At 45.4% G+C, this 14,915-nt stretch carries 14 protein-coding genes; 12 read left to right on the forward strand and 2 right to left on the reverse strand.

Annotated features, from left to right (window positions below):
* Positions 1–29 precede the first annotated feature (29 nt).
* Together DWW91_RS17930 and DWW91_RS17935 are read left to right on the forward strand one after the other, a co-directional pair.
* Positions 30–992, forward strand: coding sequence for a glycine betaine ABC transporter substrate-binding protein (locus DWW91_RS17930; RefSeq protein WP_007659418.1), 963 nt, complete (start codon positions 30–32; stop codon positions 990–992).
* Positions 916–1,692, forward strand: coding sequence for a GDSL-type esterase/lipase family protein (locus DWW91_RS17935; protein ID WP_370449594.1), 777 nt, complete (start codon positions 916–918; stop codon positions 1,690–1,692). Before DWW91_RS17930 ends, DWW91_RS17935 begins: the two co-directional genes overlap by 77 nt.
* A 492-nt stretch (positions 1,693–2,184) precedes the next feature.
* On the opposite strand, the gene DWW91_RS17940 is transcribed toward DWW91_RS17935, so the two are convergent.
* Entirely contained in the window at positions 2,185–2,667 is a 483-nt protein-coding gene (locus DWW91_RS17940; protein WP_007659422.1) for a ferritin, read from the reverse strand.
* A 154-nt stretch (positions 2,668–2,821) separates the two neighbouring features.
* Here DWW91_RS17940 and DWW91_RS17945 point away from each other — a divergent pair, with 154 nt between their 5' ends.
* The 4 genes from DWW91_RS17945 to DWW91_RS17960 all read left to right on the forward strand — a co-directional run bounded on the left by DWW91_RS17945 (position 2,822) and on the right by DWW91_RS17960 (position 7,506).
* Positions 2,822–4,306, forward strand: a complete 1,485-nt coding sequence (locus tag DWW91_RS17945) for a DUF4153 domain-containing protein (protein ID WP_122328489.1) — start codon at positions 2,822–2,824, stop codon at positions 4,304–4,306.
* Positions 4,307–4,464: 158 nt separating this feature from the next.
* Positions 4,465–5,685 (forward strand): sugar MFS transporter, encoded by a 1,221-nt coding sequence (locus DWW91_RS17950; protein WP_007659426.1) that lies wholly within the window; start codon positions 4,465–4,467, stop codon positions 5,683–5,685.
* A gap of 695 nt (positions 5,686–6,380) precedes the next feature.
* Positions 6,381–6,935 (forward strand): hypothetical protein, encoded by a 555-nt coding sequence (locus DWW91_RS17955; protein WP_122328490.1) that lies wholly within the window; start codon positions 6,381–6,383, stop codon positions 6,933–6,935.
* A gap of 49 nt (positions 6,936–6,984) precedes the next feature.
* The gene (locus DWW91_RS17960; RefSeq protein WP_046147842.1) at positions 6,985–7,506 is read left to right on the forward strand and encodes a hypothetical protein; all 522 of its coding nucleotides are present in this window, start codon (positions 6,985–6,987) and stop codon (positions 7,504–7,506) included.
* Positions 7,507–7,669: 163 nt separating this feature from the next.
* Here the strand turns inward: DWW91_RS17960 and DWW91_RS17965 are convergent, their stop codons facing one another.
* The gene (locus DWW91_RS17965; protein ID WP_122328491.1) at positions 7,670–8,503 is read right to left on the reverse strand and encodes an OmpA family protein; all 834 of its coding nucleotides are present in this window, start codon (positions 8,501–8,503) and stop codon (positions 7,670–7,672) included.
* Between the two features lie 95 nt (positions 8,504–8,598).
* Between DWW91_RS17965 and nrfH the strand changes: the two genes are divergently transcribed.
* The 6 genes from nrfH to DWW91_RS17995 all read left to right on the forward strand — a co-directional run bounded on the left by nrfH (position 8,599) and on the right by DWW91_RS17995 (position 14,846).
* Positions 8,599–9,186: a cytochrome c nitrite reductase small subunit gene (gene nrfH, locus DWW91_RS17970; RefSeq protein WP_010800218.1), complete on the forward strand. Its 588-nt coding sequence runs from the start codon at positions 8,599–8,601 to the stop codon at positions 9,184–9,186.
* 25 nt (positions 9,187–9,211) lie between these two features.
* A complete protein-coding gene (nrfA, locus tag DWW91_RS17975) occupies positions 9,212–10,696 on the forward strand; it encodes an ammonia-forming cytochrome c nitrite reductase (protein ID WP_048317390.1) in 1,485 nt (494 codons plus the stop codon).
* Between the two features lie 2 nt (positions 10,697–10,698).
* On the forward strand, positions 10,699–11,970 hold the full coding sequence (locus tag DWW91_RS17980; RefSeq protein ID WP_122328492.1) for a cytochrome c biogenesis protein ResB: 1,272 nt from the start codon (positions 10,699–10,701) through the stop codon (positions 11,968–11,970).
* 3 nt (positions 11,971–11,973) lie between these two features.
* Positions 11,974–12,768 carry a cytochrome c biogenesis protein CcsA gene (ccsA, locus tag DWW91_RS17985; RefSeq protein WP_122328493.1) on the forward strand — a complete coding sequence of 265 codons (795 nt, stop codon included), beginning with the start codon at positions 11,974–11,976 and terminating at the stop codon, positions 12,766–12,768.
* A gap of 37 nt (positions 12,769–12,805) precedes the next feature.
* Entirely contained in the window at positions 12,806–14,116 is a 1,311-nt protein-coding gene (locus DWW91_RS17990) for an alginate export family protein (protein WP_122328494.1), read from the forward strand.
* 64 nt (positions 14,117–14,180) lie between these two features.
* Entirely contained in the window at positions 14,181–14,846 is a 666-nt protein-coding gene (locus DWW91_RS17995) for a Crp/Fnr family transcriptional regulator (RefSeq protein ID WP_010800213.1), read from the forward strand.
* Positions 14,847–14,915 lie beyond the last annotated feature (69 nt).

Here is a 14,915-nt window from a genome sequence, read left to right on the forward strand (position 1 = left end):
GCGTGATTAACTGTAAAAAGAAAAATTGTATGAGAAGATTATTTATACTTATCAACCTGATCCTGCTCCTGGCTGTGCTCATGTTCCTTGCCGGTTGTAGTCGTGCCAAAGACCCGAAGGAGATTTCGATCGGCTATGTGAACTGGTCGGAAGGCATCGCCATGAGTTACCTGGCAAAGGCAATGCTGGAGGAACAGGGATATAGAGTGACTTTGAAGAATGCCGATATCGCTCCGATCTTTACCTCCGTCGCTGCCGGTAAAGTCGATCTGTTTCTGGATGCGTGGCTTCCGGATACGCATGTCGACTATATGAAAAAATATGGCGACCGTCTGGAAACGATTGGTGTTCCGTTTGAAAAAGCCCGTTTAGGACTGGCTGTTCCGTCTTATGTAACGATCAATACGATAGAAGAACTGAATGCGCACAAAGAACGTTTCAAAAATGAAATTATCGGAATCGATATCGGTGCCAGTCTGATGAACCTGACGGAAAAGGCTGTTGATGAATACGGATTACAACTGGCATTGATGCCTTCCAGCGGGCCTACCATGACGGCGTTCCTGCAAAAATCGGTTGAACATAACGACTGGATTGTCGTGACAGGCTGGACGCCTCACTGGATGTTTTCCCGTTATGACCTGAAATTTCTGGAAGACAGTAAAGGTGTGTTCGGTAATGCAGAACATATCGAAGCCGTTGCTACTAAAGGCTTTTCCGAAACTCACCCTTACGTTGCGGCTTTCTTTAAAAACTTCAGGTTTACCAATGAGCAGCTGAGCGAACTGATGGATATAATGGAAGAGTATCCTTTACGTGAATCGGAGGGAGCAAAAGTTTGGCTGCAAAAACATCCCGAAATAGTTGATTTATTTTTACCTTCGCAAACGAATAAATTAACTCAGCTAAACGAATATGAAACAGATCGCGAAAATAGCCTGCCTGTTGTTGGGACTGGCGATAAGCAGTCCTTTTATGAAGGCGGAAAGTAAAAAGAATATGAACATCGTATTTATAGGAAACAGTATTACCCAGGGAGCGTTAATCGCTACTCCGTCACATGACGCTCCTCCTGTAAAAGCCGCTTTATACTTAACAAAGCAACCGTCGGTCGCTTCTGTCAAATACTCCAATCAGGGAGTAAGCGGCTGTACGACTACTGATTATCTGCCGACAACGGAAACACTTTTCCCGAAGGCGAAAGCGGCTGCCGATAAGTTTGCGGACGAGACTTGGGCGACCCTTATCTTTTCCATCATGTTGGGGACGAACGATAGCGCGATTACAGGTCCGAACGGTGCACCGGCCTCTCCTGAAAAATATGAAGAAAACATGAAAGCTATTATCAACCAGTTACTAGCGTTGTATCCCAGTTGTAAAATCGTTTTACATCGTCCGGTATGGTACAGTCCGAATACATATAACGGCGCCATGTATCTGAAAGAAGGTTTAAACCGTCTACAAAGTTATTATCCGGTATTGCAATCGTTGGTCGAAGAGTATGCCAAACGTTTTCCCGGTCAGGTGTTTATGGGAGATACGGAGGCATTCGACTATTTCAAGGCCAATTACCTCACGGATTTAATACCGGAAGAAGGTAATGCCGGTACGTTCTATCTCCATCCGAACGAAAAAGGGGCAGCCGTATTGGGGGAATATTGGGGAAAGGCGATAATGAAGGTAGTAGAGTAAATATAGAAATAATTGAACCTACTTTTCCCTTGATGGAAAAGTAGTCAAAAGATCAAGGCTTAACCGGCTTCACTGCTTCGGTGAAAGACTCCGCTGAAAAATCCGAAACTCGCTTCGCTCAGACAACGGATTTTTTTAACCGCTTCGTCTTCCCCCTTCGCGGACGTTCATCCGCTTAGGCCTTTCCTAGGAAGCTGTGCTTCCTCTTAAGATGGCCGATACCGGTACTTATAGAACAAAAACTTTTGGATTTAACAGGTAGTATCGGCAATCTTAGGAGAACGCAAAGCGTTCTATGAAAGGCCTCATCTAGTGAGCGTTAAACGAAGCATCCGCAGTGAGCGCCCGGAGGCTGTGCTGTTTGAGCGCAGCGAGTTCACAGACGACAGCGAACGTAGGAGGCTGAGTAGCGAGGCGGATGCAGCCTTGAACTTTTGGTTACTTTTCTTTCAAGAGAAAAGTAACATTCAAACCTGATAATATCTGAACCAATTATCTCTTACCCAAATGATGATCCATGATTGCCACATGATGTTCACCGTAGAGTTTTAGTTTTTCAACGATGTTTTTGGCGGTTGCTTCTTCTTCTACCTGTTCACGTACAAAACCCCAAAGGAAATCTTGTGTCGCCTTGTCGTTTTCTGCATGTGCGATGTCTACCAGTTTGTCGATCAACTCGGAAACGTGAACCTCATGCTGGTATACATGTTCGAATACTTCCAGCGGTGTGCCGAAAGCTGTCGGAACAACATTGATCTGTTCCAGTTTCACCTGTCCGCCACGTTTTACAGAATAATCAATCATTTTATAGGCATGCTCGAGTTCCTCTTCCGATTGTTTTTTCATCCAATGGGCGCAACCGTCCAAACCTATTTGAGCAAAATGAATGTACATGGACAGATAGAGATTGGAAGACCACATCTCTGCCAGTATCTGTTCGTTCAGAGCATCGGATAATTTTCTACTTAAAGTCATAGCTGTATGTTTTATATTACGTTTATTGATTTTATTAATAAAACAAACAGTTATGGGATTTGTTCTAATATGTGTTTATTTATTTCGTCTCTCATCGCTTTTATGTAATAAGAAGTTCTTATCTTCGTTTCTATCTAATAAACGTTGAATCAATATGAAAAAGAAAATAGAGGTTCTCATAAACAGGTTGAAACTGGCTGTCAGGAAACATCCGGTGGAAGTTGTGTTGTCAGTCGTTTTCAGTCTGGCAGGATGTGTCTATTTCGAGTATGCATTCGGATATTCTTTTCTGGCGGCGCCGCTGGCTTATTTTCCGGTCCTGTTCCTGATAACCTATATATTGAACGGACTGACCGTACAACACAAACTACGGCCGTTGTATTTCTTATCGGCTTTCTTTTTTATTCCTTTTTTGTGGCTGGATAAGGATGAGATATGGCAACCGACCTATCTGGTTTCATTGATTGTAGTGCAACTTCTCTATCTGGTTAGCGGCTGGAAACGTGATAATGATGAGTTTGTACGTGTCGGGTTGCGTTATGTGAAGTCTTTGTTGTCTGCCGGATTACTGGCGGGGATTGCTTATTTGCTGGCAATTTCGATCTATACATCCATACAATACATCTTTGAGATATGGGAAAACAGTTACAGGAGTTTCTATACCGACTCGGCTTACCTTCTGTTTATGTGTGGGATGCCTTTGTTGTTCCTCATGTTCAATCAAGAAAGGGAAGAAAAGGAGGAGAGCCGTAACCGGCTGTTTGAAGTGCTGCTGAATTATGTGCTTTCGCCGGCTTTGCTGATCTATGCGGTCATTCTGTATCTTTATTTTATTAAGGTAGCGGTTCTCTGGTCGTTGCCGAAAGGGGCGGTGGCTTATATCGTTGTCAGTTTTGTTTCTGTCACTTTTATTCTGAAAGGTTGCCAGGTCTTTCTGACGAAGAGGTATTATGATTGGTTTTATAAACAGGCCAGTTTTGCCGTATTGCCCGCTTTGGTGATGTATTGGGTGGGTGCTTGTTATCGTATCAACGAGTACGGATTTACAGAGCCGCGTGTGTATCTGGTGGTAGTCGGGTTGATACTGACTTGTCTGGCCGTTTTATTCTTTACCAAACAGTACGGCCGTTATCTGTATGCTTCCTGCCTGGCGATCGTCTTCTTGTCGGTGGTTACTTATATACCCGGAATCACGGCAAAAGATATTGAACGGATTTCGCAAACCGGACGGGATAACTACTCTCCGGAAGATAAGAGATATGACTATCAGGCTTATCTTGAGATTGATAACGGGGAGCCGGTGGATATTTCGGGTTATCAGTTTTTAATGCCGGTTGCCGGATATAAAAATCCCGGTAAAATGTGGACAACGACAGAGCGGGATACTTTTTATCTGTTTAACCATAAAGGATATACTATCTACCAGGAGAGCTTGACGACATTCTGGAACAACCAGCTGGCAAAAGCCGGGTTGACTCCTTATGATTCTGTTCCTGAAAAGATGTTCCCTGTTTTACTTGAGTTCGATATGGATTCGGCAAAGTTGGTTTTTAATACGATCAATTTATACCGTAACGCTCCGGACTCTGCTTACCGGATTTCCTACTTTAATCCGAATTATTATCTGAAAAAGAAATAACCGGTCAAGACCTCCAATATCTGCGAGGTCCTGATTATACATAGTTTATTGGCAGAAAAGAATTACCTTTGCAATCTGTTAAGTCATTTCCGGCGCCATATCCGCGGAGAAATGGCAATTGATGGACATATTTCAATTACCCGAATCAAAAGAATCTGATGGAAAAGAAAAACAAACAAAGCTTATTTGCTGCCCCCAATGGAAAATCATATCTCGTTCCATTCATACTTATCACCAGCCTGTTCCTGTTGTGGGGATTTGCGCATGGTTTACTGGACGTACTGAACAAACATTTCCAGGGCGCTTTCACGATGACGAAGGCAGAGAGCGGCCTGGTGCAGTTTTCCACTTATATCGCTTATTTCCTGATGGCGTTGCCTGCCGGAATGTTTATGAAACGTTACGGTTATAAGAAAGGTATTATTCTGGGATTGTTACTTTTTGCTGCCGGGGCTTTCGCTTTTATCCCTGCTGCCTTTTTGCATTCTGCGACTCCTTTTCTGGTCGCTTTATTTATCATTGCCTGCGGGTTGTGTATTCTTGAGACGGCAGCCAATCCTTATTCGACTATTCTGGGACCGACGGAGTCGGGTGCGCAGCGTCTGAATTTGTCGCAATCGTTTAACGGGTTGGGCTGGATACTTGGTCCGCTGGTTGGTGGGGCTTTAATCTTCGGAGGTGCGCAGGATGACCCGTTTACCCTGACGAAACCTTATATTCTTGTGGGCGGTATCGTTTTATTGGTAGCTATCCTTTTCTTTTTCACTCGTTTGCCGGAGATAAAGGTAGAGGAACAGGAGGAAAATAGACTTGATACAAAACTCCCCGCCACTTCGATGTGGAGGCATGGGCAGTTTGTACGGGCGGTGATTGCCCAGTTCTGTTATTGTGCGGCGCAAACCGGTATCTTTAGTTTCTTTATTAATTATGTCACGGAACTCGACCCGCAGATGACGAATATCGAAGCCTCGCGGATACTTGCGTTTGGCGGGATGGCTTTATTCATGATTGGCCGCCTTTCCGGAAGTTTTACGATGAAATGGATGGCTCCGGGAAAATTGCTGACCTGGTTTGCTTTGGCTGATGCCATCTGCATGGCGTTGGTAATTGTTTCTGCCGGAACGATATCTTTGTATGCGTTGTATATTTCATTCTTCTTTATGTCCATCATGTTTCCGACAATCTTTGCGTTAGGTCTGGAAGGGATGGGCGCTTATACCAAAAAGGCATCTTCCTATATCGTGATGGGAGTGGCTGGTGGCGCTTTCAGTCCGATGCTGATGGGATATATCGGGGAAAACAATATGGCAATCGGATTCTTTGTGCCGTTGATTGCATTTCTGTATATTCTGTATTTTGCAATAAGATGTAAGAAGTAGAATTATCTTTAATTCTACTATCATACTATCACTGGTTGATATAAATATCTGATTATAAGCATTCTAATCTATGATGGTAGGTACTTTTAACTATCATTTATCTATCATGCAACCATCATTTTAACTCTATTTTAACTAAGCAGCCATCTTTTTGACCTTAAAAAGATGACTGCCCGGTTACATGCTGTCTCTCATAATTCGTTAGTCTACTACTTTTTTATCCCAAAACAATGACTTAATTTCACCCGAATACAGACTTTTTGTTGCCGGGATGCCCATCTTACCCTGTTTTACACCCCCATCTTGACGATGCGAACACCCGGGTGTCGAAGGTGTCAAGACCCGGGTGTCAAGCAATATATGTTACTATGTTGTTGATTTTTAGCTATATATTTATCCAAAAGAAGACGTTTCCTATCTTACTTTTTAAGCGGGTATGATAGTTGCATGATAGATATATGATAGTTAAAAGCACTTACTGTCATAAGATAGGGTGTTGATAATTATGTATTTATATCAAATAATGATAGTATGATAGTAGATGATAAATATTTAATGATAAATAATATTAGGGGGGAGTCTTTTTTATATTTTATTATCACTGCCTCATACAATAATTTATTGATTATCACTCACGCAATATGAAACAAAGGCTGGCGTTTAATGGATAGAAGTATTTAAAATGTGAGAATGATATGAGAAATCGAATGTTTGTGTTTTATCTATTATTGATGTTGACCTTGATGTCGTGTTCTAAGACTGAGATTGGTTTTAACGGTCAGGTTTATTTGTATTTGTCGGAGCCGGAAGTGAACCGGTATCCTGTAGAGAAAGGGGACAGTATCGTAGTGAAGGGATTTAATAGCTGGACTATCGGGGATGAACATAAAGGTATGCTGCCTGATAGTGTTGTGAAGGATTCGGGATACGATAAATCTTATGTTTATTATATCTGCACGGTTACTGCTGAATTTAAGATGAATGAGGAGGATTTTATTATTATGTATGCTGATCAAAATACTAAATTGGGATATTCTTTTCCGGATATGGGTTATATTGGGGTTTCCAATACTGTAAAAGATTATGACAGTCTTGATGATTCATTTGTCATGAACACTTATCTAATCTATATTTCCCAGGAAAAGGATGGTAAAAAGATGGATATCTGGTATCCGTGTTCCCCTTTCGATTTGGAGTGGCATTGTTTTTCCTTTAAAGATATAGATGTAAAATCGAAAGAGGATAAATAGTTTGTTTTACGAATGAAAAGACTGGTATTTAATATTAAATTAAGGAATTATGAAGAATCTGTCATTTATTTATAGTCTGTTAGTTGTCTTTGCTTTACTCTCTTGTTCAAAGACAAAGTTCCAGTATGATAAAAAAATCTATTTATCGGAACCGGAGATAACCTGGTTTACATTTGATGATTATGACAGTGTGGCTGTCAAAGGATTTACGCGTTGTGAAGCTCTTGACGTGTGCAAAGGTGCACTTCCAGGAAATGTAGCAAAGGAATCAGGGTTTGATAAATCTTATTTGTATTATATATATGAAGCATCGGTAGAAGTGAAGGATAACGAAGAAAGTTTGGCTTCTTTCAGGGAATATACGAATTTGGGATATTCGACCAGAGAATTTGAAAACAAAGGGATTGGTCAAGTAAGCGTATTGAAAGAAAATGGAGATAAATACCTAAAAACATCTACCTGTCTCATCCATATTTTTCAGGAAGTAGGGGGAGAGAAACAAGATATCTGGTACCCATGTTCTCCCTTTGATTTGGAGTGGAGCTTTTTTTCGATTAAAAATCCACTATAGGTCAATAGAATAACAGGACTGTTGCAAAAGTCCGTTTTGTCATGGCGGACTTGATCCGCCAACTTATACTAAATGGTGCATATCAACGTAGTATACGATCCCGGGTTAAGCCCGGGATGACAGACAGGATAGCGACTTTTGACACATTCCCGCTATTTATAGGTTATTGTAACATCTGATATAATTTATCCAGCTTCGGTGCCATAATAATCTCTGTCCGGCGGTTCTTGCTGCGGCCTTCAGCCGATTCGTTGTCTGCTACCGGCATATATTCTCCACGTCCGGAAGGCTGTATCTGTAACGGATTCACGCCGTAATCTTTTGTCAGGATGCGGACAACCGAAGTTGCACGGATTACACTCAGATCCCAGTTGTCTTTGAACTGTGCCGTGTTAATCGGTTTGCTGTCGGTATGGCCTTCGATATATACATCTATATCCGACTGCTTGTTGAGGACTTCCGCCAGTTTAGCCAATGCCTCTTTTCCACGTTTATCCACCCGGGCGCTTCCTGATTCGAACAATAACTTATCCGACATGGCGACATATACTTTGCCGTCTTTCTCCGTAACAGTCAGTTCCTCGCTGCTGAAACCTAATAAGGCATCCTTTACGCTGCTTAGCAGCTTTTGAACTTTTTCGTTCTGGGCATTAATCATGTCCTGCAATTCGTTAATTGTCCGTTCCCGCTCGTTCAATTCTTCCATCTTCTGGCTGAGGAGGGAGTTTAACTTTTCCTGTTGTGTCATGTTCGAATTCAGCATCGTCTGATAGTTGCGGATGTTGCTGCCCATCTTTGCCGTGTCTCGCTGGAGGGCGGCGAAGCGCTCGTTCAGTTTGTCACCGGCATCTTTGCAATCGACCAGTTGTTCTTGTAAAGCATTGCCGCGGCCGATGGCTTCGAGCCGCCCATTTTCGGCTTCCAGGTATTTTTTCTTCGTTACACACGAGGTGCAGATCAGCAGTGCGGAGACTGCCATGAATAAAACTTTTCTCATTTGTTGGATAATTTTCGCGCAATGTAATATTTATTACACTTTACCTGTACTCGATTTAAGATATTTGTCAAGAATTAAACTTTAATTAAGGCTGTATGAAGATAAAAGAGATAATAAACGCGATTCTTCCTTCCAGGCGATGGAAATTATTTGCCATTGTCGCGAGCGGAGCGATTTGTGGTTTAGGCTTTTATACATTTTATGTATCGAGGGCCTGGAGTTACTTGTCTGATGAGCCGTCGACCTGTGTGAACTGTCATATCATGGGGCCTTATTATGCTACCTGGAGTCACAGTTCGCATAGCCGGAACGCTACTTGTAACGATTGCCATGTGCCGCACGAAAACGCCGCAAAGAAATGGTTTTTCAAAGGAATGGACGGTATGCGACATGCCGCTGTCTTTATGATGCGTGGCGAACCGCAGGTAATACAGGCTATCGACGAAAGCGCTGAAGTAATCATGAACAACTGTGTCCGTTGCCACACGCAACTGAATACCGAATTTGTAAACACCGGACGTATCGACCACAATATGGCGATGGCGGGTGAAGGAAAAGCCTGTTGGGACTGTCACCGCGATGTTCCGCACGGAGGTTCCAACAGCCTCTCGTCCACTCCTTCGGCCATTGTGCCTTATCCGAAAACCAATACGCCGCAATGGCTGAAAGATATGCTTAAATAAAACGAATAAATAAAAATCAACGAATATGGAAAAGAAACTTAAATCATGGCAAGGCTGGTTGTTGTTCGGCGGAACAATGGCCGTTGTTTTCGTATTGGGCGTACTCGCTGCCTCGATCAATGAACGGAGGGCCGAGATTGCCAGTGTGATGAATAACAAGAAAGTCGAGATTACCGGCATTGAGTCGGTAAACGAAAAGTTTGCCCCGAACTATCCGCGGGAATATGAAACCTGGACGCAGACGATGGATACCAGTTTTCAAACCAAGTATAACGGAAACCAGATGGTCGATGTGCTGGCAGCCCGTCCCGAAATGGTTATTCTTTGGGCCGGATATGCTTTTTCTAAAGATTATTCAACTCCACGCGGTCATATGCATGCGATTGACGATATGCGTCATACCCTGCGTGTCGGCGCTCCGATGACGCCCGATGAAGGTCCGCAGCCGGCAACTTGCTGGACTTGTAAGAGTCCGGACGTTCCCCGTATGATGCAGGCGATAGGAGTAGATAATTTCTATAAGAGCAAATGGGCGGCAATGGGAACGGAGATTGTGAATCCTATCGGTTGTGCCGATTGCCATGAACCGGAGAATATGAATCTGCATATCAGTCGTCCGGCCTTGATTGAAGCATTCCAGCGCCAGGGACGCGACATCACCAAGGCGACCCAGCAGGAAATGCGTTCACTGGTTTGTGCGCAGTGCCATGTGGAATATTATTTCAAGGGTGACGGCAAGTATCTGACTTTCCCCTGGGATAAAGGCTTTACTGTTGAAGACATGGAGGCTTATTATGACGAAGAAGGTTTCGCAGACTATACCCATAAACTGAGCCGTACACCGATTCTGAAAGCGCAGCATCCGGATTATGAATTGTCGATGATGGGTATCCATGCACAGCGTGGCGTATCCTGTGCCGACTGCCATATGCCTTATAAAAGCGAAGGCGGTGTGAAATACAGTGACCACCATATCATGAGCCCGCTGGCTATGATTGACCGTACCTGCCAGGTTTGCCATCGTGAAAGCGAAGAAACTTTGCGTAATAATGTTTACGAACGTCAGAACAAGGCAAACGAAATGCGTAACCGCCTGGAAGCCGAACTGGCAAAAGCACATATCGAAGCAAAGTTTGCCTGGGATAAAGGCGCAACGGAAGACCAGATGGCTCCGGTATTGAAACTGCTCCGTCAGGCACAATGGCGTTGGGATTTCGGTGTTGCTTCCCACGGTGGAGCATTCCATGCACCGCAGGAGATACAACGTATCCTGGGTAACGGCCTCGACAGGACCATGCAGGCACGTCTGGCTGTATCCAAAGTATTAGCTAAATTGGGTTATACAGATGATGTTCCGATGCCGGATATCTCGACAAAGGAAAAAGCACAGCAATATATCGGTCTGGATATGGCTGCCGAACGTCAGGCAAAAGAGAAATTCCTGAACACTGTCGTTCCGGAATGGATTAAGGAAGCGAAAGCAAACAAACGTCTGGCTGAAAAGATCTGATTATGTGGAAGCAACCCTGGGGATATGCAGAAGGATGGGCGATAAGCATCGGCCTGTTCATTACCGGAGTCATTCTGCAAATGACAACCGGGAAGGTGGACGCGACTCTTTTCCGGTATCCCCTGAACGCTATAGCAGGAGGAGTGTTCCTGTTTTTCTTGATAATGGTATATGCCGCGAGCCGTAAAGCTGCTGTTTTGCAGTGGTTTTACAGCCTGACGGCGAGTATTACGTCTTTGACGGCCTGGATGGTTTTGGTTATCATCATGGGACTGACCCGACAAGTGGCTCCCTCTGCGACGGTTACTCACGGAGGACTACTGTCCGGGTTAGGTTTCATGCAAATGACGGTCTCGTGGCCTTTTATGCTGCTGTTCCTTTATTTTCTCTCCGTATTGGGGTTGGTGACGATTCGGAAGATAAGCTGTTTTAAATGGAAAGATGTTCCTTTTATCCTGAATCATGCCGGATTATTCATTACGTTGCTGGCAGCCATTTTAGGAAATGGTGACTTGCAACGTCTGCGGATGACGGTTTCGCAAGGTGAACCGGAATGGCGGGCAACCGACGAAGCCGGAGAAATGCAGGAACTGCCTTTAGCCATCGAACTGAAATCATTTACAATCGACGAATATCCTCCGAAGTTGTTGATTATCGACAATGCGGACGGTAAAGCGTTGCCCGAAAAGAATCCTGAAAACATCTTGGTCGAATCCACTCCTTTGTCCGGCAACCTGCTGGATTGGGAGATAGAAGTAACCGACCTGTTGCCGATGGCCGCCTGCGTCCCCGGAAAGGACACGGTCAACTTTGTCGCCTTTCATTCCGAAGGGGCGACAACCGCCTTATACGTAACTGCCCGCAATAAGGCAAGCGGTGTCGAAAAAAGCGGTTGGGTGAGTTGCGGCAGTTTCATGTTCCCGTACGTATCACTGCAACTGAATGAGGAGGTGAGCCTGGTCATGCCGGAACGCGAACCGAAACGCTTCGCCTCCGAGGTCTTGGTGTATACGAAGGAAAAGGAGCAGGCCAAGGCATTGATTGAAGTGAATAAGCCTTTCAGTATGTCCGGCTGGAAGATTTACCAGCTAAGCTACGACGAAACAAAAGGGAAATGGAGCTGCCTGAGCATCTTCGAGTTGGTGAAAGACCCGTGGCTTCCGTTGGTATATACCGGCATTCTGATGATGTTGCTCGGCTCCGTCTGCCTTTTCATTCTGGCACCCGGGAATAAGCCGGAACAGACGGTGGTTAATGACGCAAAAACAGTATAACGTATGGAATGGAATCATTTGATATATTTTGCTTTGCCGGCCGTATTCTGCTGGGGCATGGGGGCAATGGCGGCTTACCGGCCCGGCAAGTCGTTGCAGGTGGTTTTGTGGACGGTTGCCGGCCTGGCTATCTTTATGGCTTTCATTGTCGGGATGTGGGTGTCGCTGGAACGACCGCCGTTGCGGACGATGGGGGAGACGCGCCTGTGGTACTCCTTCTTCCTGCCGGTGGCCGGAATCATTACTTATATCCGCTGGCGCTATAAATGGATCTTGTCTTTCAGTACGGTCATGTCGCTGGTGTTTATTTGTATCAACCTGTTTAAACCGGAGATACATAATAAGACGCTGATGCCCGCCTTGCAAAGTCCCTGGTTTGCACCGCATGTGATTGTTTATATGTTTGCCTATGCGATGCTGGGAGCGGGGGCCGTGGTGGCTGTCTATCTACTGGTCCGGTCGCGAAAGACTGCGATTGAGCCGGGCGTAATGAATCTCTGCGATAACCTGGTCTATGTGGGAACTGCTTTCCTGACTATCGGGATGCTTTTCGGGGCGCTCTGGGCGAAAGAAGCCTGGGGGCATTACTGGAGTTGGGACCCGAAAGAGACCTGGGCAGCAGCGACCTGGCTGGGCAATCTGCTGTATATACACTTCCGATTTCAGAAGAATAAACAGTACAGGTCAGCCCTTGGAATACTGGTGTTCGCTTTTATCTTGCTGCAAGTTTGCTGGTTCGGCGTGAATTATCTGCCTTCGGCACAAGGCAACAGCGTACACGTTTACAATATGGAATAACAAATAAAAAGAAATATCAACTTAAAACATAAACGATATGAAGAAACGGGTGATTGTTTTTTCCGGGCTTCTGTTGGTAAGCTCGATGTGGATGAAAGCAGACGAAAATGAAACATCCAAGGATAAAGAGAATACATTCTCGATGAGTGCGCAGATACGTCCGCGTGCAGAGTACAGGAACGGAGTTTTAAATCCCCGTAGCGAAGGGCAGGAGCCGGCCGGCTTCATCAATAACCGTGCCCGCCTCTCCATGAATTACGAGCGGCAGAACCTCTCGATCGGCCTTTCCGCACAGCACGTAGGCGTCTGGGGACAGGACCCGCAGATCGACAAGAACGGCCGTTTCATCTTGAACGAGGCCTGGGCACAACTCGACTTCGGATACGGCCTCTTTGCTAAACTCGGACGCCAGTCGCTCATCTACGATGACGAACGTATCCTCGGCGGACTGGACTGGAACATCGCCGGCCGTTATCACGACGCCCTGAAACTGGGTTATGAGAACAAACAGAACAAACTTCATCTCATCCTCGCCTTTAACCAGAACGACGAAACTAAAATAGGCGGCACCTTCTACGCCGAGGGCGCGCAACCTTACAAGAACATGCAAACCCTTTGGTACCAGCATATCGGCAGCAAAGAATTTAAAGCCTCTTTCCTTTTCATGAACCTCGGACTGGAAGGCGGCGACCCGAAAGAAAAGGTTTCCGACACCCAGTTCATGCAAACGATGGGAGCAAACCTGTATTACCAGCCGGGCGACTGGACCTTTGGCGGTACCTTTTATTACCAGTCCGGCAAGAATGCGAAGAAACGTGACGTCTCCGCTTTCCTCTGGGCTTTGAATGCCGCCTATAAAATCAATTCGCAATGGAGCGCTGCCCTCGGCAGCGATTACCTGAGCGGTGCAGACAATACGGACGGCCCGGATGCCAAATACACGGCCTTCGACCCGCTGTACGGAACCCATCACAAATTCTACGGCGCGATGGATTATTATTATGCCACCCCGTTTCTGCCGGGTTTCAATCCGGGACTTTGGGACAATCAGGTGAAGCTCGCCTTCAAACCGTCGAAAAAAGTCGACCTGTCGCTTGCCTACCATTATTTCTCCACCACAAGCGATGTAACGATTAAGGGAAAAGACCTCGACCGCGGACTAGGTTCTGAACTCGACCTCCAGGTGGACTGGCAGATTATGAAAGACGTGAAACTCTCCGCCGGTTACTCCACGATGCTCGGAACATCTACGATGGAAGCCGTCAAGGGAGGCAGTAAAGATAGTTGGCAAGACTGGGGATGGTTGTCGATCAACATCAACCCAAGAATATTTATTGCCAAGTGGTAACTTGCAGGTGTCGGAAATGTTCTTATCTTTGTAAGAAACATTTCCGACACTAAATCGATGCTGAATGAATATAACCGATATCTTTCAAATACCGTTGTTCCGGAATTTCACGCAGAAGATGCAGGAAGACTTCCTGGAAAATCTGGAATACACACTAGAGAACCATCCGAAAGGAAAAACGATTATCCACCAGGGTTCGCCGTGCCAGGCCATACACGTTCTGCTCGAAGGTAAACTGAACGTAGACGTAGTCGATGTCTCGGGAGGCGAAGTCAGGGTAGAGGTCATCAAAGCCCCGCGCACCTTTGCTACTCCGCATGTTTTTGCCGAAAAGAACCAGTTCCCCGCCACCTTCTCGGTCGAGGAAGATGTCGTCCTGATGAAGATTTCCAAAGATTCATTCTTTAAGATGATGCATTCGATGCCCGTGCTCCTTCATAACTTCCTTTGCGTCAGCACCAGTTGCAACAAATGCACCATGACCCGCCTGCGTGTCCTCTCTTTCCGCGGCATCCGCAGCCGTTACATCTATTATCTGATAGACCATCTGAAAGAGGGCGAAGACACGGTCGATATGGAGCACAACCAGGTGCAGCTTGCCGAGTATTTCGGCGTCACGCGGCCCGCCCTTTCCAAAGAAATCAATAAGCTCGTAGACAGCGGTTTCATCCGCATCTCGCGTAACAAGGTGAAGATACTGAACAAGCAGGCCCTTATCAGTATGCTATAAAATTCAGCATATTGCCCCCGCATCCCCTTGCCGGAAAAAATAATCATCGTACATTTGCCTGCGTTACAG

This window comes from Parabacteroides sp. AF17-3, assembly GCF_003635445.1.
GTDB lineage: Bacteria > Bacteroidota > Bacteroidia > Bacteroidales > Tannerellaceae > Parabacteroides > Parabacteroides goldsteinii.

Bases quoted from the DNA above. Each gene is read 5' to 3' on its own strand.
- DWW91_RS17940 (WP_007659422.1), bottom strand. From the start codon at position 2,667: ATGACTTTAAGTAGAAAATTATCCGATGCTCTGAACGAACAGATACTG.
- nrfA (WP_048317390.1), top strand. From the start codon at position 9,212: ATGGAAAAGAAACTTAAATCATGGCAAGGCTGGTTGTTGTTCGGCGGA.
- DWW91_RS17945 (WP_122328489.1), top strand. From the start codon at position 2,822: ATGAAAAAGAAAATAGAGGTTCTCATAAACAGGTTGAAACTGGCTGTC.
- DWW91_RS17955 (WP_122328490.1), top strand. From the start codon at position 6,381: ATGAGAAATCGAATGTTTGTGTTTTATCTATTATTGATGTTGACCTTG.
- DWW91_RS17980 (WP_122328492.1), top strand. From the start codon at position 10,699: ATGTGGAAGCAACCCTGGGGATATGCAGAAGGATGGGCGATAAGCATC.
- DWW91_RS17990 (WP_122328494.1), top strand. From the start codon at position 12,806: ATGAAGAAACGGGTGATTGTTTTTTCCGGGCTTCTGTTGGTAAGCTCG.
- DWW91_RS17935 (WP_370449594.1), top strand. From the start codon at position 916: ATGAAACAGATCGCGAAAATAGCCTGCCTGTTGTTGGGACTGGCGATA.
- ccsA (WP_122328493.1), top strand. From the start codon at position 11,974: ATGGAATGGAATCATTTGATATATTTTGCTTTGCCGGCCGTATTCTGC.
- DWW91_RS17930 (WP_007659418.1), top strand. From the start codon at position 30: ATGAGAAGATTATTTATACTTATCAACCTGATCCTGCTCCTGGCTGTG.
- DWW91_RS17950 (WP_007659426.1), top strand. From the start codon at position 4,465: ATGGAAAAGAAAAACAAACAAAGCTTATTTGCTGCCCCCAATGGAAAA.
- nrfH (WP_010800218.1), top strand. From the start codon at position 8,599: ATGAAGATAAAAGAGATAATAAACGCGATTCTTCCTTCCAGGCGATGG.
- DWW91_RS17995 (WP_010800213.1), top strand. From the start codon at position 14,181: ATGAATATAACCGATATCTTTCAAATACCGTTGTTCCGGAATTTCACG.
- DWW91_RS17960 (WP_046147842.1), top strand. From the start codon at position 6,985: ATGAAGAATCTGTCATTTATTTATAGTCTGTTAGTTGTCTTTGCTTTA.
- DWW91_RS17965 (WP_122328491.1), bottom strand. From the start codon at position 8,503: ATGAGAAAAGTTTTATTCATGGCAGTCTCCGCACTGCTGATCTGCACC.